General features: G+C 53.4%; 22 protein-coding genes. All 22 read right to left on the bottom strand.

Features of this window, described 5'->3' with window-relative positions; translation table 11 throughout:
• Positions 1–8: 8 nt before the first annotated feature.
• Complete coding sequence (gene nusA / locus ACFFSY_RS27695) at positions 9–1,106, bottom strand: transcription termination factor NusA (RefSeq protein WP_377500262.1); 1,098 nt, start codon at positions 1,104–1,106, stop codon at positions 9–11.
• Between the two features lie 60 nt (positions 1,107–1,166).
• Entirely contained in the window at positions 1,167–1,628 is a 462-nt protein-coding gene (gene rimP, locus ACFFSY_RS27690; RefSeq protein WP_377500260.1) for a ribosome maturation factor RimP, read from the bottom strand.
• A gap of 442 nt (positions 1,629–2,070) precedes the next feature.
• Positions 2,071–6,402, bottom strand: a complete 4,332-nt coding sequence (locus tag ACFFSY_RS27685; protein WP_377500258.1) for a PolC-type DNA polymerase III — start codon at positions 6,400–6,402, stop codon at positions 2,071–2,073.
• A gap of 114 nt (positions 6,403–6,516) precedes the next feature.
• Complete coding sequence (gene proS / locus ACFFSY_RS27680; protein ID WP_377500256.1) at positions 6,517–7,965, bottom strand: proline--tRNA ligase; 1,449 nt, start codon at positions 7,963–7,965, stop codon at positions 6,517–6,519.
• A 7-nt stretch (positions 7,966–7,972) separates the two neighbouring features.
• Complete coding sequence (gene rseP, locus ACFFSY_RS27675) at positions 7,973–9,259, bottom strand: RIP metalloprotease RseP (protein ID WP_377500254.1); 1,287 nt, start codon at positions 9,257–9,259, stop codon at positions 7,973–7,975.
• A gap of 78 nt (positions 9,260–9,337) precedes the next feature.
• The gene (locus ACFFSY_RS27670) at positions 9,338–10,477 is read right to left on the bottom strand and encodes a 1-deoxy-D-xylulose-5-phosphate reductoisomerase (RefSeq protein ID WP_377500252.1); all 1,140 of its coding nucleotides are present in this window, start codon (positions 10,475–10,477) and stop codon (positions 9,338–9,340) included.
• 21 nt (positions 10,478–10,498) lie between these two features.
• Entirely contained in the window at positions 10,499–11,293 is a 795-nt protein-coding gene (locus tag ACFFSY_RS27665; RefSeq protein WP_377500250.1) for a phosphatidate cytidylyltransferase, read from the bottom strand.
• Positions 11,294–11,326: 33 nt separating this feature from the next.
• On the bottom strand, positions 11,327–12,094 hold the full coding sequence (gene uppS / locus ACFFSY_RS27660) for an undecaprenyl pyrophosphate synthase (protein WP_377500248.1): 768 nt from the start codon (positions 12,092–12,094) through the stop codon (positions 11,327–11,329).
• 76 nt (positions 12,095–12,170) lie between these two features.
• On the bottom strand, positions 12,171–12,725 hold the full coding sequence (frr, locus tag ACFFSY_RS27655; RefSeq protein WP_377500246.1) for a ribosome recycling factor: 555 nt from the start codon (positions 12,723–12,725) through the stop codon (positions 12,171–12,173).
• Positions 12,726–12,728: 3 nt separating this feature from the next.
• Entirely contained in the window at positions 12,729–13,454 is a 726-nt protein-coding gene (pyrH, locus tag ACFFSY_RS27650; protein WP_377500244.1) for a UMP kinase, read from the bottom strand.
• Between the two features lie 110 nt (positions 13,455–13,564).
• Positions 13,565–14,215 (bottom strand): translation elongation factor Ts, encoded by a 651-nt coding sequence (gene tsf, locus ACFFSY_RS27645; RefSeq protein WP_377500242.1) that lies wholly within the window; start codon positions 14,213–14,215, stop codon positions 13,565–13,567.
• Positions 14,216–14,322: 107 nt separating this feature from the next.
• Entirely contained in the window at positions 14,323–15,021 is a 699-nt protein-coding gene (gene rpsB / locus ACFFSY_RS27640) for a 30S ribosomal protein S2 (RefSeq protein WP_148928125.1), read from the bottom strand.
• Positions 15,022–15,201: 180 nt separating this feature from the next.
• Complete coding sequence (locus tag ACFFSY_RS27635) at positions 15,202–15,876, bottom strand: hypothetical protein (RefSeq protein ID WP_377500240.1); 675 nt, start codon at positions 15,874–15,876, stop codon at positions 15,202–15,204.
• On the bottom strand, positions 15,869–16,450 hold the full coding sequence (locus tag ACFFSY_RS27630) for a hypothetical protein (RefSeq protein ID WP_377500238.1): 582 nt from the start codon (positions 16,448–16,450) through the stop codon (positions 15,869–15,871). The genes ACFFSY_RS27635 and ACFFSY_RS27630 overlap by 8 nt, the downstream gene beginning before the upstream one ends.
• Before the next feature lie 30 nt (positions 16,451–16,480).
• Entirely contained in the window at positions 16,481–16,819 is a 339-nt protein-coding gene (locus tag ACFFSY_RS27625; protein ID WP_377500236.1) for a hypothetical protein, read from the bottom strand.
• Positions 16,820–16,870: 51 nt separating this feature from the next.
• On the bottom strand, positions 16,871–18,274 hold the full coding sequence (locus ACFFSY_RS27620; RefSeq protein WP_377500234.1) for a flagellar assembly protein A: 1,404 nt from the start codon (positions 18,272–18,274) through the stop codon (positions 16,871–16,873).
• Between the two features lie 21 nt (positions 18,275–18,295).
• Entirely contained in the window at positions 18,296–19,081 is a 786-nt protein-coding gene (locus tag ACFFSY_RS27615) for a FliA/WhiG family RNA polymerase sigma factor (protein ID WP_377500232.1), read from the bottom strand.
• A gap of 4 nt (positions 19,082–19,085) precedes the next feature.
• Positions 19,086–19,520 (bottom strand): hypothetical protein, encoded by a 435-nt coding sequence (locus ACFFSY_RS27610; protein WP_377500230.1) that lies wholly within the window; start codon positions 19,518–19,520, stop codon positions 19,086–19,088.
• A gap of 3 nt (positions 19,521–19,523) precedes the next feature.
• Complete coding sequence (locus ACFFSY_RS27605) at positions 19,524–20,018, bottom strand: chemotaxis protein CheD (protein WP_377500228.1); 495 nt, start codon at positions 20,016–20,018, stop codon at positions 19,524–19,526.
• Positions 20,015–20,638 (bottom strand): chemotaxis protein CheC, encoded by a 624-nt coding sequence (locus tag ACFFSY_RS27600; protein ID WP_377500226.1) that lies wholly within the window; start codon positions 20,636–20,638, stop codon positions 20,015–20,017. The genes ACFFSY_RS27605 and ACFFSY_RS27600 overlap by 4 nt, the downstream gene beginning before the upstream one ends.
• A 3-nt stretch (positions 20,639–20,641) precedes the next feature.
• Complete coding sequence (locus ACFFSY_RS27595; RefSeq protein WP_377500224.1) at positions 20,642–21,103, bottom strand: chemotaxis protein CheW; 462 nt, start codon at positions 21,101–21,103, stop codon at positions 20,642–20,644.
• 14 nt (positions 21,104–21,117) lie between these two features.
• On the bottom strand, positions 21,118–23,211 hold the full coding sequence (locus ACFFSY_RS27590; RefSeq protein ID WP_377500222.1) for a chemotaxis protein CheA: 2,094 nt from the start codon (positions 23,209–23,211) through the stop codon (positions 21,118–21,120).
• Positions 23,212–23,247 lie beyond the last annotated feature (36 nt).

Raw genomic sequence — 23,247 nt, 5'->3', positions numbered from 1 at the left:
CCTTTCGCTTAATCGATCGAGACGGAATCCTGGTGCATCGTGCTCATCGGCGATTTCGGGCGGCCGAACTCCTGCTCAGCTTGCGTTTCGCTTTTGATATCGATTTTCCAGCCGGTCAACTTCGCGGCAAGGCGCGCGTTCTGGCCTTTAATGCCGATCGCAAGCGACAGCTGGTAGTCCGGCACGATGACGCGAGCCATTTTCTCCTGCTCGTACACGATTACCTCAAGCACCTTGGACGGGCTTAGCGCGTTGGCCACATACTCTTCGACATTCTCCGACCAGCGAACGATGTCAATTTTCTCGCCTTTCAGCTCCGTGACAATCGTTTGTACCCGCATTCCTTTTTGTCCGACGCAGGAACCGACCGGATCTACTTCCGTATTGCGCGAATGAACCGCGATTTTGGAGCGGAAGCCCGCTTCGCGCGCGACTGAGCGAATCTCGACGACGCCGTCGTAAATCTCCGGCACTTCGAGCTCGAACAGACGCTTCAGCAGCCCGGGGTGGGTACGGGAGAGGAAAATTTGCGGGCCTTTGGTCGTGTTCTCCACTTTCGTGATGAACGACTTGACCCGGTCCCCGTGCTTAAACTTGTCGGTCGGCATCAACTCGGTCAATGGCAGCACGGCTTCCACTTTACCAAGGTCGACGAACAGATTTCGCACGTCTTGACGCTGGACAATCCCGTTGACGATATCTTCTTCTTTGTCGATATACGCGTTATAGATCAGACCGCGCTCCGCTTCGCGAATGCGCTGGGTCACGACCTGCTTAGCCGTCTGGGCTGCAATGCGTCCGAAATCGCGCGGCGTGACTTCGATCTCCGCGATGTCATCGAGTGTATAGTGCGGGTTGATCGCGCGAGCTGCTTCGACCGAAATTTCCAGCCTCGGATCGAGAACTTCATCGACGACCGTTTTACGCGCATATACTTTAATGACGCCGGAGTGCCGGTTGATATCTACCCTGACGTTCTGGGCGGTGTTGAAATTCCGTTTGTAGCTCGAAATCAGTGCCGCTTCGATCGCTTCAATTAAAATGTCTTTCGCAATGCCTTTCTCTCTTTCGATTTCCGACAGCGCTTCAATAAACTCCATGCTCATTGGAAATGAGTTCCCCCTTTCAATTCGTGCCGTTCGCCCATCCCGCGTAATTCCGAATAATTAGAATACGATGGCGAGCCGGGCGCTTGCGACTTTGGCATATGGAAGGGTATGTTTCTTTTTGCCGATTTCCACAACCATCTCATCACCTTCGAAAGCAAGCAGCTTGCCTTCGAACTCTTTGCTTCCGTCGATCGGCTCGTAAGTGGTGACATACACGTGCTTGCCGACCGCTTTGCGCACGTCTTCCGGCTTCTTGAGCGGACGCTCGGCCCCCGGAGAAGATACTTCAAGGAAATAGGCATCCGGTATCGGGTCGTTCTGATCCAGCTTCTCGCTCAAATACTCGCTGATCCGTCCGCATTCATCGATATCGATATTGCCTTCTTTGTCGACGAACACGCGCAAAAAGTAATTGCTGCCTTCCTTGACATACTCGATGTCGACAAGCTCAAAGCCATTCTCGTCGAGAAAAGGCCGAACCATCTCTTCGACGACGGTTTTGATTTTGGATGTGCTCAAACGTGTGCCTCCCTCATACAGCTGCGTTGTACGTATGTACGTTACTTCCGTGCATGACCCGGCATGCTCCCGACGGCGACGCTTGTCTTGCGGCCTACAGGCTTATATGCAATCGCATGCGGCGTCACCCGCGGCATGCGCCTTGTCCATGCATAGCGGCAACGGCTGCCTAACTTGAACCGATGCAGATATACCCCTCTTGCCCGCGCAGTCTAGGTGAAACGGCCGAACCGTCTATGACAGCGCTGCGCGTTTCATTCCGAAGAAATACAAGATGATGGATAAGCGTGCAGCTTATTCGTGCTTGTATTTCAAAAAAGCCGCGGACAAAACGTAAAGAGTGGGTTTCCCCACTCTTCTGCGAAAAGAACGTATCATCAGCATTACCATAACGAGTATAGCATAACCATGTTGTGGTGACAACCGTTCGAGGCTTGGCCAACTAGAACAGCGACAGCTGATTCGACTCCGGCAAGCCCCGGAAACAACCCATCCCCGTGAGCACTTCCACGATCGTTTTGGATGCTTTGGATTTCTGCTGGAAGTCCTCGATAGACAGAAACTCGCCATGCTCGCGCGATGCCGCGATGTTCCGCGCCGCGTTCTCGCCGATGCCGGCGATCGCGCCGAACGGCGGAATGAGCGAATTGCCATCAACGATAAAGCGGGTTGCGTCCGAGCGGTACAGATCTACCGGCTTGAAGCTGAACCCACGCGCGGTCATCTCCAGCGACATCTCCAGCTGCGAGACGCTGTTTTTCTCCTTCGGCGTGGCATTGAATCCTTTAGCCTCGATTTCCGTCAAACGGCGTAAGATCGCATCGTACCCTTGGCAAAGTAATTCCAAATCGAAATCGTCCGCACGCACGGAGAAGTAAGTCGCATAAAACTCGATCGGATAATAAAGTTTGAAGTAGGCCGTCCGCACGGCCGATATAACGTAAGCGGCGGCGTGCGCTTTCGGGAACATATACTCGATTTTCAAGCACGAGTCGATATACCATTGTGGCACCTTGCACCGCTTCATCTCCTCGATCCACTCCGGCGTCAAGCCTTTGCCCTTACGCACGCTCTCCGTAATCTTAAAGGCGAGCGATGCGTCCATGCCTGCTTTATAAATAAGGAATAACATGATGTCATCACGACAACCGATAACGGTCTTGATCGTACATGTCTTGTTCTTGATCAGTTCTTGCGCATTGCCGAGCCATACGCCCGTCCCGTGAGATAGACCCGAGATTTGGAGCAAGTCCGCGAAGGACGACGGCTTCGTCTCCTCGAGCATCTGACGCACGAATTTGGTCCCCATCTCCGGAACGCCGTAGGTCGCGACCGGAGTGCGAATCTGGCTCGGAAGAACGCCGAGCGCGTCGGTCGAGCTGAATATGCTCATCACCTTCGGGTCGTTCATCGGAATCGTCGTCGGATCGACGCCCGTCAAATCCTGCAGCATCCGCATCATTGTCGGATCATCGTGTCCGAGAATATCGAGTTTGAGCAGGTTCGAGTCGAAGGCGTGATAGTCGAAGTGCGTCGTCTTCCATTCCGCGTTGACGTCGTCCGCCGGAAACTGAACAGGAGTTATATCGTCTACCTCGATATAGTCCGGCACAACGACGATGCCGCCCGGATGCTGGCCCGTGCTCCGCTTCACGCCGGTACAGCCAGCAGCCAGCCGGTTCAGTTCCGCGCCGCGCCACTTCTTGCCGGTATGTTCCTCGTATTTCTTCGCGAAACCGTATGCCGTCTTCTCCGCGACCGTGCCGATCGTCCCTGCGCGGAACACGTTCTTCGGTCCGAACAGCACCTTCGTATAGTTATGCGCCGTCGGCTGGTATTCGCCGGAGAAGTTCAAGTCGATATCGGGAACCTTATCGCCCTTGAAGCCGAGGAACGTCTCGAACGGTATGTCTTGGCCTTCGCCTTTAAGCGGTCTGCCGCAGTTCGGGCAAATTTTGTCCGGCAGGTCGAAGCCCGATGGATAGCTGCCGTCGAGGAACCATTCGCTGTACTTGCATTCTCCGTTCAGACACTGATAATGCGCCGGGAGCGGGTTAACCTCGGAGATGCCGAGGAACGTCGCGACGACCGAAGATCCGACGGATCCCCGGGATCCGACAAGATAACCGTCTTGGTTGGATTTCTTCACGAGCCGTTCGGAAATCAGATAGTTCGCGGAGAAGCCGTATTTGATGATCGGCACCAGCTCTTTCTCCAAACGCGCCACCACAACTTCCGGAATTGGTTCGCCGTACAATCGTTTGGCCGTTTCATAGCAAGTGTTGCGAATCTCTTCCTCTGCCCCGTCGATGATCGGGCTGAATAGGCCGTTATCGGTCGGTCCCCCGGTGGAAGGGAACATATCGTATGGCTCGAATCGGTCCGCCAGCTCGTTCGTGTTCTTGATGACGACTTCATGCGCGCGAGATTCGCCAAGGAAAGCAAATTCAGCAAGCATCTCCTTCGTCGTGCGGAAATGAGCATCCGGCTTGTTCTGATCCTTGAGCGGGCTGAAGCCCGTGATCCCGTGGATCGTAATATCGCGGAACATCTTCTCGCGCGGCCGCAAATAATGGACGTTGCCAGTCGCGATGACCGGCTTGTTCAGCTTGTCCCCGATTTCGCATACGCGGCGAAGCGCCTGCTCGATCTCCGCGCGGCTGCCGACAAGGCCTTTGTCCACCAGGTGCATGTAGAATCCGACCGGCTGGATCTCCAGCACGTCGTAATATTCCGCGACATCTTCGGCTTCCTCGAGCGATTTGTTCAGCACCGCCTCGAAAAATTCGCCCTTCTCGCAGCCGGATATAATAAGCAGCCCTTCGCGCATATCGGACAGCTTGCTCTTCGGAATGCAAGGGACGCGCTTGAAATACTCCGTATGCGACATTGAGATAAGCTTGAATAAGTTCTTCTTGCCGACCGCGTTAAGCGCGTAGATGCCACAGTGGAACGGTCTGGAGTTCGAAATATCGAGACCGACGTAATCGTTCAGCATATGAAGATTCGTAATATTGCGGGCGACCGCGTCGCCGATCAGGCCGAACATGACGCCGCCCAACGCGATCGAGTCATCGATGGCGCGGTGGTGGTTCTCGAGGCTGATCTTGTATTTGTCCGCCAGCGTATTCAACCGGTGATTCTTCATGCTCGGATGGAGGAAACGGGCGAGCTCTAACGTGTCGAGTACGGGATTGGTTACTTCCGGCATGCCGAATCTCTTGCACGCCGCCTGAATGAAGCCCATATCGAACTTGGCGTTATGCGCGACAAGCACCGCATCTCCGACGAACTCCACGAACTCCCGCAGCTTCGGTTCGAGTTCGGGTGCGCCTTGGACCATCTCGTTCGTAATATTCGTCAGCTGTTGGATGTGATAAGGAATTTCCTCATGGGGATCAATGAACGTCGTGAAACGATCGATCTCCTTGCCCTCCTTCATCTTCACGCCCGCCAGCTCGATAATCTTGTTGTTAATGACCGACAGACCGGTCGTCTCGATATCGAATACGACGTAAGTCGCCGTCTGCATCACTTCATCCCGCGAATTCAGCACCATCGGCACGGCATCGTTAACGACGTTCGCTTCAAGGCCGAACAACACCTTGATCCCGTTCTTCTTGCCAGCCTTCGCCGCTTCCGGGAAACATTGAATGTTGCTGTGATCCGAAATCGCGATCGCCTTATGTCCCCACTTCGCAGCCTGTTTAATATAGACGTCCACCGGCGTGACCGCGTCCATCGTGCTCATCGTCGTATGGAGATGGAACTCGACGCGCTTCTCAGCGGCGTCATCCGTCGGCTCGGATGGCGCTTTGACCTCATGCAAATCGGAAGGCATCATCACAAGCTCCGGCTCCATCATGAACCGGTCGTATTCGACGCGCCCGCGCGCCTTCACCCATTTGCCGTTCGCCAGATTGCTGAGCACCTTGACGTCTTCCTTCGTCTTGGCGAACATCTTCATCGCGATCGAATCCGAGAAGTCGGTCAGGTTGAATGTGAAGAGCGTGCTGCCATTGCGCAGCTCTTTCACTTCGAGACCGAAGATCGTGCCCTGTACGGTGATCTTCTTCTCTTCCTCGATAATGTTCATGATCGGCACCGGCGGCTCCTTGATATCATAGCCGACCACAAGCGGAACTTCGCCTTCGTCAAGCGGCGGCGCTTCCTCCACCGGCACGCTGTTCATCATGGCCTCGATGACTTCGCGTTCTTCCTGCTGCCGTTTCTGGATAAACTGCTCGATATGCTCGTTGTTCACTTTGCCTACGGTCATCTTCATCTTCGGCGTCCGTTCGAACTGCCGCTCGAAAAATTGAACCGCCATCTCGTCGATCCGTTTCTTGCGCGCCAGCTCCAGACTGATCTCGTCCATCAGATGAAGCGTCACAAGACCGCCTTCCGCTTCGACCTGCGCTTTGCTGAGCCAGCCGTTGACGGATGCGTTGTTCTTCTGCACCCACTCCACGAACGCGGGCCAATATTCGCGCACGATCGTATCCGTATGCAGATCCTCTTCGTATGCGAACATGATATGAATCTCCGCTATATGCGCGAATTTAGCCTGCACACTGCGGCAGAATATACTAAATGCCGGCAAAGGCACCAAAGACGCTTTGCGAATGCAAAACGTCCACTCCCGGTTGCTGCGGCTTACGATGACTTTGTCAATATACCCGTCGCCAAAATGCTCTGCCGTTAATTGCGGCGACAACTCCGCCTGCTTCATGAGCAATTCGAAACGCTGTCGCTTTTCCCCGGTATGGCTCACCCTTCTTCCTCCCCAAATAAATAATCCCCTACAAGCGGTCGTGGTGAACGATCAGCGCTTCTGCAACTTGTAGGGGAGTGACAATCATTATGAAAAGGTTACGTTACGGCTACATTAATAAGCGCGTGCGAACACGACAGTATGCTGGGCTTCCTCGCCGCAGCATAGACACTTCGTCTTCTTCTCGGCCGGTTCGAACGGAATGTTGCGGCTCGTCGCGCCCGTCTCTTCCTTGACTTGTTTCTCGCACGCATCGGAGCCGCACCAGCCGGCCAGCGAGAATCCGCGCTTCTCTTCGAGCAGCGCCTTCATCTCATCCAGCGTCTCGACCGAATAGAAGTGCTCCGAACGGAACTGCAAAGCTCGATTATACATGTCCGCATGGATTTCGTCCAGCATGCGCTGCACTTCTTCCAGCAAATTATCCTGCTTGATAATACGCTTCTCACCGGAGATCCGCGATACGAGGACGGCTTGTCCATTCTCCATGTCGCGAGGACCGAGCTCGAGACGGATCGGCACGCCGCGCATTTCGTACTCATTGAATTTCCAGCCCGGGCTGACGTCGCTGCGATCGTCCACTTTGACGCGGACGCCGGCTTTCTTCAACTGCGCGAATAGCTCGTCCACGCGGCCAACGACTTGCTCCCGCGTCTTCGGCGGTCCGATTGGAATCATGACGACCTGGGTCGGCGCAATCTTCGGCGGCAGCGCAAGACCGCGGTCATCGCCATGCACCATGATCAACGCGCCAATCAAGCGGGTCGATACGCCCCACGACGTCGTATGGCAATATTGCAGCGTATTGTTGCGATCCAAATATTTGATATCGAACGCGATCGCGAATTTATCGCCCAGGTAATGGGATGTGCCGGCTTGTACCGCACGGCCGTCTTTCATCATCGCTTCGATGGAGTACGTATCCACCGCGCCCGCAAAACGCTCCGATGGCGTTTTCTGCCCGACGATGACCGGAATCGCGAGCACGTCTTCCGCGAATTCCTTGTACGTATTCAACATTTGCATCGTTTCTTGACGCGCTTCCTCTTCCGTCTCGTGCGCCGTATGGCCTTCCTGCCACAGGAATTCGCTCGTACGGAGGAATGGCAGCGTGCGCTTCTCCCAACGAACCACGTTCGCCCATTGGTTAATCAGCACGGGCAGATCGCGGTACGACTGTATCCACTTCGAATACATGTGCCCGATGATCGTCTCGGAGGTCGGACGAATTGCCAGACGCTCCTCCAGCTTCTCGCCGCCTGCTTCGGTTACCCAAGGCAGTTCGGGGTTAAATCCTTCGACGTGCTCCTTCTCCTTCTGGAAGAAGCTCTCCGGAATGAAGAGCGGGAAGTAAGCATTGCGGTGGCCCGTTTCTTTGAATCGACGGTCCAGGTCGCTCTGAATGTTCTCCCAGAGGGCAAAACCCTCCGGACGGAATACGATGCAACCCCGCACCGGAGAGTAATCCATCAGCTCCGCTTTCTTAATAACGTCGATATACCATCTGGAGAAATCCTCGCCCTGCGGCGTAATCTCTGTCACAAACTGCTTCTCTTTCGACATGAACGCTCTACTGCTCCCCTCTTACCAATCGCAAAATATCATTATACGTCACGGCCACCATCAGCAGCATGAGCAGCGCAAATCCGATAAAGTGGACCATGCTCTCCCGATTCGGATCGATCGGTCTGCCGCGGACCCCTTCAAGGCCGAGGAACAGCAACCGGCTTCCGTCCAACGCCGGAATCGGCAGCAAATTGAATATCCCCAAATATAAACTGAGTACCGCCGTCCATTTGGTCAACTGCGCGATGCCTTGCTGGGCAATTTGTCCTGTCACCTGCGCGGTTCGAACCGGACCGCCTAGATCGTCCATCTTGAATTGGCCCAGGATAAGCTTCTTGAAGCCGTCGAATATCATAATGGTCCAATTCTTCATATCCAGACCGGCAAGCTTGAACGATTCGGCGAAACCCGCCGGTCTCGTCTCATAGAATGACGCGGCACGGATGCCGATCTTACCGTCTCCGGATTCCGGGTCCAGCTCCGGCGTTATTTTGATATCCAACTTCTTCTCATCGCGTGTAACCGTAAACGTTATCGGCTTGTTCGGCGATTTGCTGATCATCGAGATCATTTTGTCTTGATCCGTGCCGACCGGCTCCCCATTGATCGCGACGATGACATCGTTCGTCTTCAACCCCGCCTTATCGGCCGGTTTCCCCGCAACAATCTCCCCGATAAATAGATGCTTTGGCGTATCGAGCGGCACGCCGGCCATCTGGAAGAACGCAAAGAACAAGACGAACGCCAAAATAAAGTTCATGACCGGTCCCGCCACAATGGCCAAGGAACGTGCGCCAACCGTCTTGCTGCCGAATTGACGATCGCGCGGCGCAATCTGGGTCTCTCTGCCTTTGGCAATGAGCATTGCCTGCGGATGTACGCTATACACTTCGCTGACGCCGTCGGCGTTCAACGTCACTTTCAGCCGGTCTTCCAAATCGATCGTTTCGACTTCACCGCGAATGACGTTCGTCCGCTCGTCGAGGCGGTCCAAATAAAAGCGGGTTACTTTGTCGGCTGCGATTCGCAATGCGACAGTCTGGCCGGGCTGAATTTCAACTAACTCCGGATCTTCGCCTGCCATGCGGACGAATCCGCCGGCCGGTACGAGTCTAAGCGTGTAGCGGGTTTCACCGCGTTTGATCGAAAATAACTTCGGTCCAAAACCAATGGCGAATTCTCTAACCAAAATGCCCGCGCGCTTCGCAAAATAATAGTGACCCCACTCATGGATGGTCACGATGACGAAGAATACCAGCACGGTCATAAAGACGACCTGTATCATGTGCATCGTTTCGAGCCTCCTGTTCGCAACGGCCTGTACTTAGATTATCATTATTCTCCCGTCCGATACAAGAGAACCGGTCTTTCAGACCGCCCCCGCTTCTCCTCTTGCCCATGCGTCCATTGCCGTGATGGCTGCCACGTCCGGCAGGTCTGTCACCTGATGTTTCTCCAATACGGTCTCGATGACTCGTTCTATATCCAAGAAGGCGATCTCGCCTTTCAGGAACCTGTCCACCGCGATCTCGTTGGCCGCGTTGAATACCGTTGGCGCGGATCGCCCCAAGCGACCGCTCTCGAATGCCATGCGCAGGCACGGATAACGATCAAAGTCCATCTCTCGAAAATGCAGTTTGCCGATTGCGGCCAGATCGAGCGCCTCCGTCGGCGTCGGCCGCCGCTCCGGAAAGGTAAGCGCGTACTGAATCGGCACCCGCATATCCGGCATGCCGAGCTGCGCTACAACGCTGTTATCCACGAACTCGACATACGAATGAATAATGCTCTCCGGATGGATCAACACCCCGATTTGGTCATACGTCACGCCGAATAGCCAATGTGCCTCGATGACCTCCAGACCTTTGTTCGCCATGGTCGCCGAGTCAATCGTAATCTTGGCGCCCATCGACCAGTTCGGATGATTAAGCGCTTGCTCCACCGTCACGCCGTTCAACTGATCGCGCGTCTTGTCGCGGAATGAACCGCCCGATGCCGTGAGCGTAATCCGTTTGATCGCTGCGCGACTCTCACCGTTCAAGCATTGGAAGATCGCCGAGTGCTCACTATCGATCGGTAGAATGGAGACGCCTTTGCGAGCAGCTTGCGACATGACCAGATGTCCGGCCGTTACAAGTGTTTCTTTGTTCGCAAGACCAATGTTCTTCCCAGCCTCGATCGCAGCCAATGTCGCATTCAACCCTCTGCTGCCCATGATCGCGGTTACGACCGTGTCGGCATCACCGCCCGCAGCTAGCTCCACGAGCCCTTCCTCGCCGTAGACGACTCGCGTTCCCGCAGGAAGCAGCGAAGCCGCTTCGTCCGCCAGCTCCCGCGTGGCTAGGCAAACGCTCTTGGGCCGGAACCTTTGGGCTTGTTCGATTAACAGCTTGATGTTGCCGCCTGCCGCCAAGCTTTCTACTTCGTACAAATCGGGATCGTTCGCTACTACATCCAGCGTTTGCGTACCGATTGAACCGGTCGAGCCGAGAATCGTTAATTTTTTCATCGATGCACACCTATCCTTCTCTTAAAACGGCAGCAGACCGGTCATTAGCAGCAGCGGGAACACGATGATCCAGCTGTCGCACCGGTCCAAAACGCCGCCGTGCCCCGGGAGCAGCGATCCAGAGTCTTTAATGCCGCGCACCCGTTTGTAGGCGGATTGAATCAAATCCCCGAGCTGGCCGGCTACCGCGGCTAGGATCCCGATCCAAAACGCGTCGGCGAATGCGATCGTATCCGGGTATATTGCCGCGAACAACAGCGCTACCGCTAGCGCAAGCAATACACCCCCGACCGAGCCTTCGATCGTTTTGTTCGGGCTGATCGCCGGCCATAGCTTATGCTTGCCGAACGCCTTCCCGAAGAAATACGCACCGATATCGGACGACCAAATTGCACAGAACGCGACGATCGTGGCGAGCAGGCCATGTTCGTCCGCGCTGCGTACTTCATGCATAGCCTGAAACCCTACCCCGACGTAAAGTGCGCCCAGCAGGAGCAACGCCGCTTCGTCGAGTTTCACTTGGTTTTTGGTAAACACGGTTATGCTCAGCAATCCGAACATGAGCAACCAAAGAATGAATTGGAAGCTTGGCTCGCCCAACGACCATTCTTGCCAGGGCAGCATCAGCGCCAGCACGCCGGCAAATCCAACCAGCGAAGCCGGGTGCGTCCAATTCATGCCGTTCATCCGTACATATTCGCCATAACCAATGATTGCCAGCAGAAGCAGCAAGCCATAAAAAAACCAGCCGCCTATTATCGTCAACACGATAAAAAAACTGCCGGCGATAACGCCGGTAATAATACGTTGTTTCAACTTTTTTGTCACGCTCCAGTAAGCCGCAGTCGATTACAATCCACCATAGCGGCGCGCCCTACGCTGATATTCACGTATTGCCTCGTTAAAATGTGCTTCCGAGAATTCTGGCCAGTAAACATTCGTGAACCACAGCTCGCTATAAGCTAATTGCCAGAGCATGAAGTTGCTTAGGCGCAGCTCGCCGCTCGTCCGGATGAGCAGATCCGGATCCGGCATGTCGCTCGACAGCAAATATTGCTCCAGATGCGATTCGTTCAGCTCATCAGCCGCTAGCTTGCCGTCGCGAACATCCTCGCCGATCCGGCGTACCGCCTCCATCATCTCTTTGCGACTGCCGTAATTCAGGGCGAAATTAAGCACAAGTCCCGAATTGCCGGCGGTTTGCCGCACCGCTTCTTCAACGGCCTGAAGCGTATGCGGAGGCAGATCCTCTTTATGTCCCATCATGCGCACCTGGACGTTCTTCTCGATCAGCTCGGCCAGTTCAATGGATAAAAACTCCTGCGGTAATTTCATGAGAAATTCCACTTCGGCCTTCGGCCTTTTCCAGTTCTCCGTCGAGAAGGCGTACAAGGTTAAATATTTGACGCCAAGCCGATCCGCTTCCATCGTAATTCGCTTGACGGTCTTCATCCCGGAGTGATGACCCGCAATTCTTGGCAGACCGCGATTTTTCGCCCATCGGCCATTGCCGTCCATAATAATGGCGATATGCTGCGGAATATTGTCGGCATCGAGTACGTCCTGCGAAGCGTCTTCCGGCGCTTTGGCGAATTTCGTTTTCAGTCGCTGAAACATAAGTCATCCCCTCCCACCGTTAGACGCATAATGGATGCAACAAACCCCACCTATCGGAGGGGCCGGTGAGTTTTGATTATACTTCCATGATTTCTTTCTCTTTGGCAGCCAGCACTTTATCGACCTCAGCCGTGAACTTATCCGTCGATTTCTGGATGTCCTCCTGGTGACGGCGGGATTCATCTTCCGAGATCTCGCCTTTCTCCAGCTTCTTGATATCATCGTTCGCGTCGCGGCGAATGTTGCGGATCGCGACTTTCGCTTCTTCACCGAACTTCTTCGTCAGCTTGACGAGTTCAGCGCGGCGCTCTTCAGTCAGCGCCGGGATCGAAAGGCGGATGCTCGCGCCGTCGTTCGATGGCGTCAGGCCCAAGTCCGACTTCATGATGGCTTTCTCAATCGCGGACACGGACGATTTGTCCCATGGCTGGATCATCAAAGTGCGAGTGTCCGGCGTGTTGATGTTCGCCAATTGATTGACCGGCGTCATCGCGCCATAATATTCAACCTGTACCCGGTCAAGCAGGGCAGGCGTTGCACGGCCTGCGCGAAGGGTTGCCAAATCGCGTTTCAGCGCACCAATCGCCTTATCCATACGTTCTTCAGCGTTTTTCTTGATTGCTTGAGGCACGAATTACACACTTCCTTTCACGATTGTACCGATTTTCTCTCCGAGTACGACACGTTTGATATTGCCTTGTTCCGTAATCGAGAACACGACCAGCGGGATGTTGTTGTCCATGCATAGGGACGTGGACGTGGAGTCCATGACGCCAAGATTGCGGTTAAGCACATCCAGATACGTCAGCGTCTCGAACTTCTCTGCCGATGCATCTTTGAATGGATCCGCCGAGTAGACGCCATCCACCTTGTTCTTCGCCATCAGAATGACTTCCGCTTCGATCTCTGCGGCGCGAAGCGCTGCCGTCGTATCGGTCGAGAAATACGGATTGCCCGTTCCTGCCGCGAAGATGACGACACGGCCTTTCTCCAAGTGACGGATCGCCCGGCGGCGGATATAAGGCTCGGCGATTTGCTGCATGGCGATCGAGGTTTGCACGCGCGTCGGCACGTCGATGGCCTCGAGCGCATCTTGAAGCGCCAGTGAGTTCATTACAGTAGCAAGCATTCCCATGTAATCGGCAGTCGCACGATCAATGCCTTTGGCCGTTCCTGCGATTCCGCGCCAAATGTTCCCGCCTCCGACGACAATCGCAACTTCGACATTCAATGCTACGACTTCCTTCACCTGCTCGGCAATCGACGAAATAACGGACGCTTCAATACCATATCCAATATCGCCGCTTAGCGATTCGCCGCTTACCTTGAGCACAATACGTTTATACACGGGATTCTGCAACGTGTTTACCTCCAATTCGAACCCTAGGGTCCGGTGCTAGATTTGAAATCGGTTCATTGTCAAAAAATAAAAGCGGGGCGAACGCCCCGCCCCGCCTAGTGCGTTCGGATTTACAGTTTTGCTTGCGACATAACTTCAGCTACGAAGTTGTCTTCTTTTTTCTCCAGACCTTCGCCCAGTTCATAACGAACGAAACGACGGATCGAGATGTTCTCGCCGATTGTGCTGATTTTTTCTTTCAGCAGTGTCGAGATTGTTTTGTCCGGATCTTTAATGAAGTTTTGCTCAAGGAGACAGAACTCCTCGTAGTATTTCGAAAGGCGGCCTTCAACCATTTTCTCGACGATTTTCTCCGGCTTGCCTTCGTTAAGGGCTTGTGCCGTCAGAATTTCGCGCTCTTTGTCCAGCTCTTCTTGGGATACTTCTTCACGGCCTACGAATTTAGGGTTAGCCGCCGCGATTTGCATCGCGATGTCGCGCGCGAACTCGCGGAATTGGTCTGTCTTTGCAACGAAGTCGGTTTCGCAGTTGATCTCGACCAGAACGCCGATCCGTCCGCCAGCATGTATGTAGGATTCAACGACACCTTCAGTCGCTACGCGACCTGCTTTGTTGGCTGCTGCCGCAAGACCTTTCTCACGCAGAATTTCAGCCGCTCTTGTCAGATCACCGTTTGCCTCTTCCAGCGCTTTTTTGCAATCGAGCATGCCTGCGCCCGTTTTTTCACGCAATTCTTTAACTGCACTCGCATTAACTGCCATAGCTTATAGACCTCCTGAAGGGTTCGTAAGTTTACGTTCAAAAAAAGGGCGGTGAGAGGCTTAACAGCTTCTGACCACCCTTTCTTGCTGTCTTATGAATAAACGACTTAAGCCGTCGTTTGCTCGCCTTGGTTAGCTTCAACGATCGCGTCAGCCATTTTCGCTGTAAGAAGCTTAACAGCACGGATAGCGTCGTCGTTGCCTGGGATAACATAATCGATCTCGTCCGGATCGCAGTTCGTATCAACGATACCTACGATTGGGATACCGAGTTTGCGAGCTTCCGCTACTGCGATACGCTCTTTACGCGGGTCGATGATGAACAGCGCGCTTGGCAGACCTTTCATGCCTTTGATACCGCCAAGGAATTTCTCGAGACGATCTTTCTCTTTGCGGAGAATGATAACCTCTTTCTTAGGCAGTACGTTGAACGTGCCGTCCTCTTCCCACTTCTCGAGGGTTTTCAGACGATCGATACGCTTCTGAATCGTTTGGAAGTTAGTCAGCGTGCCGCCGAGCCAACGTTGGTTGATGTAGAAGTTGCCGCAACGCTCTGCTTCTTCTTTAACCGAATCTTGAGCTTGTTTTTTCGTGCCGACGAAAAGGATCGTGCCGCCTTCTTCCGCTACCGAGCGAACGAAGTTGTAAGCCTCTTCGACTTTCTTAACTGTTTTTTGCAGGTCGATAATGTAAATGCCGTTACGTTCTGTGAAGATATAGCGATCCATCTTTGGGTTCCAACGACGAGTCTGGTGACCGAAGTGTACCCCAGCTTCGAGAAGCTGTTTCATGGAGATAACTGCCATCTTCAACACCTCCTGGGTTTGGTTTTGTGTTATCCTCCGTCCGATCTCATCTTCCGCCAAAACTTCGACCGAGCCGAAGCACCCTTGACGAAATTAATCGACGTGCGTTTTTAACACCGAGAATTACTATACCATATCTGGGTAGCCCATGCAACATGGACTTGCGTACTTTGACGAATGTTAACTATTATTAGCCGTTTTCGCCGTTGCATTCGCTTTACGTGCCTCGATTTCGGCTTCCGCTTTCTTGGCCTGTATCGGCGGACTGGTCAAAATATCGCGCACTTGCTTCAGCGTCAAGTTGCCGGAGAATCCGAAATATCCGGCTCGGACCGTCTTCCCTTTCATCAGCGTAAGCAACGCTTTCTTATCCGCAATGATTTTGCTTTCGTACAGTAAATCGGCGGCATCTTTGACACCCTTGCCCGGTAGAATGCGGATGATGATCCGTCCATTCGCCCCTTCAAATATCGGCGAGGTCGATTGCTTGACCCCCGCGGTGCCAGCCGTATTCCCCGTATTGGCAGTCGTGCCAGCGGCACTGCCGGCGGCCTGCTGCCCCGCTGTCTTCTGTCCCGTTGCAGGCGTCGTCTTCGCAGGCGTTTGCGTCGTGCCGGCGGCTGGTTTTTTGGTTGCCGCCCCGGCTTCTTTCTCTTGCGCGGCGATTTCGGCCTTTACTTTGGCCCGCTCGTCTTCTAGCATGAGATCGACTTCTTCTTGCGTGTACGTGTCCCCTGCCGCAAGCGGATTGGCGCTCCCGCTTTCATTCCCTTGTCCAATCAGAAATAGCTGAAGAAGAATGGTGCCGACGATAACCCCCGTCCCCATTCCGGTTAGAAACGAACGTTTACTCATGCGGCGCCACCTCTTCCTGCTTGGACAACTGTAATATCAGTTGCACTTCGCCTTTATTCATCCCAAGCTTCTTGGAGATCGATTCAATGGATTTCCCGCTCTGATACAGGTCGAACAGCTCCGGATAACGTCCTCGAATGGAGGTATCTTCTTCAGGCTCTTCCGGCTCAAAACTTACCACCGGCTCTGTGGCCAGTGGCGGGGTCTGATGAAGCGCTGCATGTTCAGCGTATGTAAGCTTATCCGTTATGTAGGAAGAAGGAATGGGGGCCGCCGACAACGCATGCTTGCCCATCTGACGTTCAAGCTCGGCGCAGCGTATTTCTAACTGCTTGATCCGCTCATCGTAAGCCTTCGCGTTCGTCTGTGCGTCTTTGCGCGACTTTGCGATCAACTCGACCATTTGGCGGTTTTCTTCTTCCATATTCTCCATAAACTGTTCCAGCGCCGCTTCCATACCATGCATGGAGTCAGTTCCTTGTGAATCGGGTTCTTTCGTCTTGCGGGGCATCATCATCCCGACGACAATGATCACCCCGCCAAGGAGCACGATGTAAAGCCAAGGTTGGTTCATTTCATCACCCGTGTTTTCTAAAAGATGCGACTAGAAGCTTATGTCGATATGCTTTCCTTTGAAAGGATGTTTACTCTCTTTCGTAGCATCTTCCGCATCTTTTTCTTCTTCGCCGCTCGCCAAGGTCGCTTTCCGTCTACCTTCGCGTTTAGAACCGGTGTCTTCCTTCAAGCGATGATCGTTAATATGCGCGTGGCCGCCGTTCTCGACAGCCGTACTCTTGCTGCGAAGCTGATCCGTATGCTTAAGCGTGTCGGTTTCCAACTTATTTTGTTCGGCATGCGCCCGATGAATGGCTTGCTGCTGCGTCATGCTCTGATCCGACACTTTCGGCACGGATACCTGAAAATCAATGGACCGGTAAGGCATATGCTTCCCCCCTGGTCATCGCTCATTTATTGATGAGTGCGAAATCAAGTATCAATTAGGCAGCATTACGATATCGCCTTCCGAATATCGGAAGCTCACGCGCTGCGCAGGATCTTTAATGAACCTGGTATAACGACCGATGACGATTTTGGAACCACCGTAAATCGTATGAATGACGTCGACTTTGGAGAGCTCCGTATCCTCCAGTGATCGTTCGATCTCGAGAATCCGGTCTTTCGTATGGGTAATATCGTCTACGGCTTGCCGTTTCGTGGCGGATAGCTTGATGCGAAGCGCAAGCTTGTCCGGCGCAAGCTGACCTGCGGCTGCCATCTGGTCGAGCAGCGTAAGCGCCTTGTCGGTCTTGTCCAAGTTGGCTGTGATCTCTTTGAGATGACCGCGAAGCTCCAATAGCTCCTCGCGCAATTCGGGCCGCACGCCGACTTCGATCGATGTAGGTGTAAACATGGTGTTGCCATATGTTCGGGCAATGACCGAATCGCCGGCTTGAATGGTTCCCCCAACGATCAGTCCTTTCGCGCCGCCGCATACTACGCTTCTGCCTGCTCTTACCTGCGAATGCATAATACTTTGCGTGACGAGCACATCTTCTCCAGCCGTGACGATGCCGTCTTGAATGAAGGTGCTTTTGATGTTCTTGCCTGCTTTGATATGACCCTTGTTATGCATCAGAATGCCGCCGGTAATCTCGATTGATCCGTCGGATTCAAGCTCTGCGCCTTCGACGCCGCCGACTACCCGTATATCCCCGGCAGCCCGCACCCGAAAGCCCGTCAGCACATTCCCGCGTATAACGACCGTCCCGACGAAATCGATGTTACCGACTTTATAATCCACGTCCCCGTTGACTTCGTAAACAGGGAAGACGTTGATTTTATTCTTATCCGTCATCGTGATTAGTCCGTCAATCGCGGAATAAAGCGCAGACTGATCTTGGCTGAGCACGACGTTCTTGCCGACCTTGAAGAAAGCTTCCTTCCCATTCCGGCCAACGGCTTCTTCGCCGGTCACCAGCTTGCCGTTCACACCAGGGGTCGCCGGCATTTTCTCCGCAATCAACTGACCGCGCTTTACGTTCTTCAGCTGCGTAATTTCCTTGAAATCGACGCTGCCATCCTCCAGTTCCGCGGGCCGCTGCCGATTCTCCATCATGTCGTAGGTGTATTGAATATAGCCATCATTACCCGCAACCGCCGGTTCACCCTGCGCAATGACGACCTGCTTGTTCATAAAAGATTTCGGATTCGCCACCAGACTGTCGATGAGCTGCTGCGCGATACCGTGCTTAACCCCTTTGTCATTCAAAAAGGCTGCCCAATCTTCGGAAGTAAATGCAATGGTGTCCTCTGTCCCAAGCAGCTGCAGCGTCGCCGTCAGCTTGTCTTGCGAGATCGAAATCACGGCCAATGATTCCAATGTTTCCGAAGCTGACATGACACACTCTCCCTTTGTGTTTTAATGCTGCATAAGTTGATCTTTCTGTTTGTCCAGCGCACCCCTTAGCCGAAGTATCGCCTTCGAATGCAACTGCGAAATACGGGAAGGAGACAAGTTCATCACTTCCGCAATTTCGCTGAGCGAAAGCTCTTCGTAATAAAACAAGGAGACGACGGTACGTTCTTTCTCCGTCAGCTTCTCAATGCCGCGAATCAAGGAATCCTTCAAATAAAACTCATGCACTTTATGCTCCGGATTTTTGGCTTTCTCGTCCACCAGCAGCGAAAGTCTTGTCTCCGATTCCTCTTCGCGAATCGGATCCTCGAGGGAGCATACCGTCGTCACTGCGATTTCCTGAAGCATGTTCTGGAATTCCTTCTCGCTCACATTTAAATATTTGCTGATTTCGCTGTCGGATACTGTGCGCATATATGTTTGCTCCAACTTTTGGTAGGCTTCTTCGATCCGTTTCGCCTTTTCTCGAACCGATCTTGGCACCCAATCTCCCTGCCGCAAGCCGTCGATGATCGCGCCGCGAATTCGCCAAGACGCATACGTCTCGAATTGAAGCCCGCGTCGATAGTCAAATTTCTCGATGGCATCGATAAGCCCCATTACGCCATTACTTGCCAAGTCGTCTTTAGACACGTTTTTGGGCAGTCCGATCGCCATCCGGTTGGTTACGTAGTCAACTAAAGACAAGTAATCCTCGATCAGCCGCTTTTTCGCTTCTATGTCCCCGTCTTCTTTCCATTTCTGCCAAATTTCGATATTGGACAGATGAGGCGTTTTCGGCTCAATCATCGTCTCACTCTCCTGTCAAGTGACGTATAGCTTTGGCTAGTTCTTCTGGGTCCCGGTTCTGGGTCGACACTAACTTCTCTGGCTGCAACGGTTTGAATACCGGTTGTTCCTCCGAGTTAACCGAAGGCTGCTTCCCGTTCATTTGCTCCCGGAGCAAATCGGAAAGCTCGTCGCTTTCATCAGGTGTTGCATAATCAACGCGTCGACCTTTGCTCTCGTCTTCAAGCACATCGGTCAGAATCGTCTGCTCCGGAGCTGGCTGGCGAGTAATAAAGGCAAGTACCGCCCGGAACAAATAAGCAAGCACGAAAAATGCCACAAACGCATATACGCAGCGCACTGCCGATATAAGAAGTCCGTTGCTGCCCATCGAGGCCAGCATCGTGAGCAAGCCGCCGATCATGCCGAGGGCGGCATTCCAGCGCCATGTCCCAATCATGAATTAAATCTCCTTTGCGCCAAACTGAACGCTGCGAATAACGAGTATTCCGGTTGCGCTGCTAAATTCGATCGTTCTTCCGAAATTGCCGCCCGTATCTTCCGCAACTAAAGGGATGGAAAACTTGCTTAGCGCGGCCTTGCACGATTCCACGTTACGCGGCCCGATGCGCATCGTATCGCTCTGCGATGAGAAAGCGAACATCTGAGCGCCCCCGGCCATTTTAGCCTTCATCCTACCGAGCAACGCGCCAGCTTGCTTCATCCGTTCGATTAGATCGGGGATGGCGGTATCAGCATATTTCGCAATATTTAATGTGGACTCCCTGGCGATGTCAGAGGATGGCAGCATCACATGGGCCATGCCGGCAATCTTGCTTTTCTCATCGAAGAGCGTAAGTCCGACACACGAACCGAGCCCTGTTGTCTTCAATACTTGTCCGCCGAGCGCAATGTTTAAATCCGCCATGCCTACTTTCACCATGATGTCTTGATTCATTCGGTCGGCACTCCCAGGGCGCTGAAAATTTTATCGAATGATTCCGGATCAGGAATAAGGAAGAAGAACCCTTCGACTTCTTCGTGACCTTCCAAAAATTTCGTATCGATGAGCAGCGCAGAATCCCCCATCTCACCATACAGCATCAATCCGTAGCTCAACACGGCCCCTGCCATATCGATGGCAACGGACGGAACGGTGGGCCCCATGGATAGCTGCGTGAAATCGGCAAGCGACGAGAGGTAGGAACCCGCCAATATGTTGCCGATTTCGGACAATGCGGAAAATTCCATTTCGGTATAGCCAAGCTCTTCCCGATGCTCGATGGCCAGTAAGTTGCGGAGCATTTTGCGGGCGGAGTCTTCCTGGATCAGGAAGAACATGTGGCCCGGCGCGTCGCCTTCAACGCGCAGATAGACGGCAATGACGACCTGCTCGGCACCGCCGACTTTATCCGCAACTTCCTCGAACGGGACTAAACTGACTGTAGGAACGTTCATATCAACCGGCTTGTCCAGCAGAAGCGACAAAGCCGTTGCTGCATGTCCTGCTCCAATGTTGCCGACTTCCTTGAGAACGTCCAGTTTGAATGCTTCCAGTTTCGATAGTGGGTTGTTCACTGTTTACCCCTCAATTTCCAGAATCTGATCGATTTCTTTCTGCTTGAGCACTTCTGCCAGATTCAGCATAATCAACAGTCGATTCTCGCCGATCTTAGCTACACCGCGCAAGTATTTCGCCCGGATGCCACCGACAATTTCTGGCGGGGTCTCAATGTTGTCGCTGTCGATGTCGATAACATCATTAGCGGAATCGACGATAAATCCGATTTCCACATCGCCTACGCCAACGATAATGATGCGGGAATTCTCCGTCGAAATGGATTCCTCCAATCCGAAGCGGCCACGAAGATCGATAACCGGCAGCACAACGCCACGCAGGTTAATAACCCCTTTGATAAAGGAAGGTACTTTCGGGACGCGCGTGATCGGCATCATGCGTTCGATCGTTCTTACTTTCTCAACCTCAATGCCATACTCTTCCTCGCCGAGACCAAACACGATTACTTTCAATTCTTCGCCCATACGTAATCCCTCCCTTATTTAATTAGCGCATTCGGATCGATGATCAAAGCAACTTGTCCGTCGCCAAGAATGGTCGCCCCCGAGATGGCATCAATATTCGTTAAATAGTTGCCCAGCGACTTCAAGACGATATCGCTTTGGCCGATGAACTCGTCCACTAGGATGGCGACCAGCTTCTCGCCTTTGCGGATCACGACGATCTCCGTCTCGGCTTCGCCGTTCTCTGTCCAAGATGTGCACTCGAGAATTTTGCTAAGCGAGATAACCGGAATGACCGAACCGCGGAACTCCATCATGAACGATTTGTGCACGGAGCGAATTTGCTCTTTGCGAATGATGCCCGTCTCCACGATCGACGAGAGCGGGATCGCGTATTTCTCAGCACCAAGCTTCACAAGCATAGCCGAAATAATCGAAAGTGTCAGTGGCAATTGAATGGAGAAAATAGAACCTTTCCCCTCTTGCGAAGTCACGCTGACATTGCCGCCCAGCGACGTAATTTTGGATTTGACGACATCCAAACCGACGCCTCGGCCGGATAGATCCGAAATTTTCTCCGCCGTGCTGAATCCCGGTGCGAAAATGAGCATGTTGATCTCGTTGTCCGTCAGACGCTTCGCTTCTTCCGGCGTCACGACGCCGTTCTTGATGGCGATTTGTTTCACTCGCTCACGGTTGATGCCATTGCCGTCGTCCTCAATCTCGATGAACACGTTGTTGCCGCTATGGAAGGCGCGGAGATGAACGGTTCCCGTCTCCGACTTGCCAGCCGCGACGCGCGAGGCGATCGATTCGATGCCGTGATCGCAAGAGTTGCGAAGCAAGTGTACGAGCGGATCGCCGATCTCGTCGATAACCGTACGGTCAAGTTCCGTCTCCGCTCCCGTGATCACGAGATCGATTTTCTTATCCAACGACTTGGCAATATCGCGCACCATTCGCGGGAATCGGTTGAATACGGATTCGACCGGAACCATCCGCAGTTTCAGTACGATACTCTGCAGGTCGCCGCTTACGCGCGCCATATGTTCGACCGTCTCGGTCAGATCGCTGCGGCGAATTTCGGTTGCCAGTTGTTCCAGCCGGACGCGGTCGATGAGTAACTCGCTGAAGAGGTTCATCAAAGCGTCAAGCCGCTCGATATCGACGCGGATCGTGCGGCTCACCGGCGCACCAGCCGCTGGACGCGGTTTGTCGTCCTTGGCCGCTTCCGCCTTGGCGACAGGCGCCGCCGCAGCCGGAATTGTCTCCGAAGTTGCTTGTGTTTCTTGCGCAGGCACCGGTGCAGGCGCTTCGTTCGTCCGGCGTCCCAGTTGGCTTAAGGAGTCCCGGTCAAGCTGGGTTACGTCCGCAGTCTCGATTTCCGAAACGGACAAGATGCCTTTGCGAATGTCATCCGCGCTCGAGGAGGAAATCATGAACACCGTGAACGACCGTTCGAATTTCTCCTGTTCGATGTCCTGTACGCTTGGGTGCGATTTGATGATTTCTCCAGCCCGCTCCAGGAAATCGAATACCATGTAAGCGCGAGCGGCTTTCAAGATACAGCCTTCGCTGACGTTAACCACGATGTGGTAGACCGAAAGGCCGGAATCGATCGACTGCATAAGCACAGAAGTTTGATATTCATCCAGCAGCGCCGCCGCGTCATTCGCAGCATCGGTCGTCTCGCTGCTCGCCGGAGCCGCCTCCGCAGTTTCCGCCGGCGCGGGCGCATCTGTCTTGTAGTCACCTTTGACGATCGATTTGAGCGCGGTAACGATCGTGGTGACGTCCAGTTTGCCCGTCCCTCCGCCAATGACGTCCTGGACCATGTTCTCGAGTGCATCCAAGCCTTTGAATAATGTATCGAAAATGAAGCTGTCCATCTTGATCTTGTTGTTGCGCACCAGATCGAGTACGTTCTCCATCTCATGAGTCAGCGCGGCCAAGTCCTCGAAGCCCATTGTTGCCGACATGCCTTTCAGCGTATGAGCGGATCGGAAAATAATCTGGACAATGCTCAAATCTTCCGGGTCGCTCTCCAGACGAAGCAAGTTCTCATTAAGCGACTGCAAATGATCGTTGGACTCATCAATAAACATCGATAAGTATGCGTTCATATCCATTGCCTGGCACCTCCTGTTTGGTATGAATCTAATCCT

This window comes from Paenibacillus aurantiacus (assembly GCF_042431225.1).
Taxonomy (GTDB): domain Bacteria; phylum Bacillota; class Bacilli; order Paenibacillales; family Paenibacillaceae; genus Paenibacillus_Z; species Paenibacillus_Z aurantiacus.
The sequence above is the reverse complement of the archived record's forward strand: the minus strand, read 5'-3'. Positions and strand labels throughout refer to the sequence as shown.

What these genes read in the sequence shown, in the direction of transcription:
- nusA (WP_377500262.1), bottom strand. Translation starts at nt 1,106, where the DNA reads ATGAGCATGGAGTTTATTGAAGCGCTGTCGGAAATCGAAAGAGAGAAA.
- proS (WP_377500256.1), bottom strand. Translation starts at nt 7,965, where the DNA reads ATGTCGAAAGAGAAGCAGTTTGTGACAGAGATTACGCCGCAGGGCGAG.
- rseP (WP_377500254.1), bottom strand. Translation starts at nt 9,259, where the DNA reads ATGCACATGATACAGGTCGTCTTTATGACCGTGCTGGTATTCTTCGTC.
- ACFFSY_RS27670 (WP_377500252.1), bottom strand. Translation starts at nt 10,477, where the DNA reads ATGAAAAAATTAACGATTCTCGGCTCGACCGGTTCAATCGGTACGCAA.
- uppS (WP_377500248.1), bottom strand. Translation starts at nt 12,094, where the DNA reads ATGTTTCAGCGACTGAAAACGAAATTCGCCAAAGCGCCGGAAGACGCT.
- tsf (WP_377500242.1), bottom strand. Translation starts at nt 14,215, where the DNA reads ATGGCAGTTAATGCGAGTGCAGTTAAAGAATTGCGTGAAAAAACGGGC.
- rpsB (WP_148928125.1), bottom strand. Translation starts at nt 15,021, where the DNA reads ATGGCAGTTATCTCCATGAAACAGCTTCTCGAAGCTGGGGTACACTTC.
- ACFFSY_RS27635 (WP_377500240.1), bottom strand. Translation starts at nt 15,876, where the DNA reads ATGAGTAAACGTTCGTTTCTAACCGGAATGGGGACGGGGGTTATCGTC.
- ACFFSY_RS27630 (WP_377500238.1), bottom strand. Translation starts at nt 16,450, where the DNA reads ATGAACCAACCTTGGCTTTACATCGTGCTCCTTGGCGGGGTGATCATT.
- ACFFSY_RS27625 (WP_377500236.1), bottom strand. Translation starts at nt 16,819, where the DNA reads ATGCCTTACCGGTCCATTGATTTTCAGGTATCCGTGCCGAAAGTGTCG.
- ACFFSY_RS27620 (WP_377500234.1), bottom strand. Translation starts at nt 18,274, where the DNA reads ATGTCAGCTTCGGAAACATTGGAATCATTGGCCGTGATTTCGATCTCG.
- ACFFSY_RS27615 (WP_377500232.1), bottom strand. Translation starts at nt 19,081, where the DNA reads ATGATTGAGCCGAAAACGCCTCATCTGTCCAATATCGAAATTTGGCAG.
- ACFFSY_RS27610 (WP_377500230.1), bottom strand. Translation starts at nt 19,520, where the DNA reads ATGATTGGGACATGGCGCTGGAATGCCGCCCTCGGCATGATCGGCGGC.
- ACFFSY_RS27605 (WP_377500228.1), bottom strand. Translation starts at nt 20,018, where the DNA reads ATGAATCAAGACATCATGGTGAAAGTAGGCATGGCGGATTTAAACATT.
- ACFFSY_RS27595 (WP_377500224.1), bottom strand. Translation starts at nt 21,103, where the DNA reads ATGGGCGAAGAATTGAAAGTAATCGTGTTTGGTCTCGGCGAGGAAGAG.
- ACFFSY_RS27590 (WP_377500222.1), bottom strand. Translation starts at nt 23,211, where the DNA reads ATGGATATGAACGCATACTTATCGATGTTTATTGATGAGTCCAACGAT.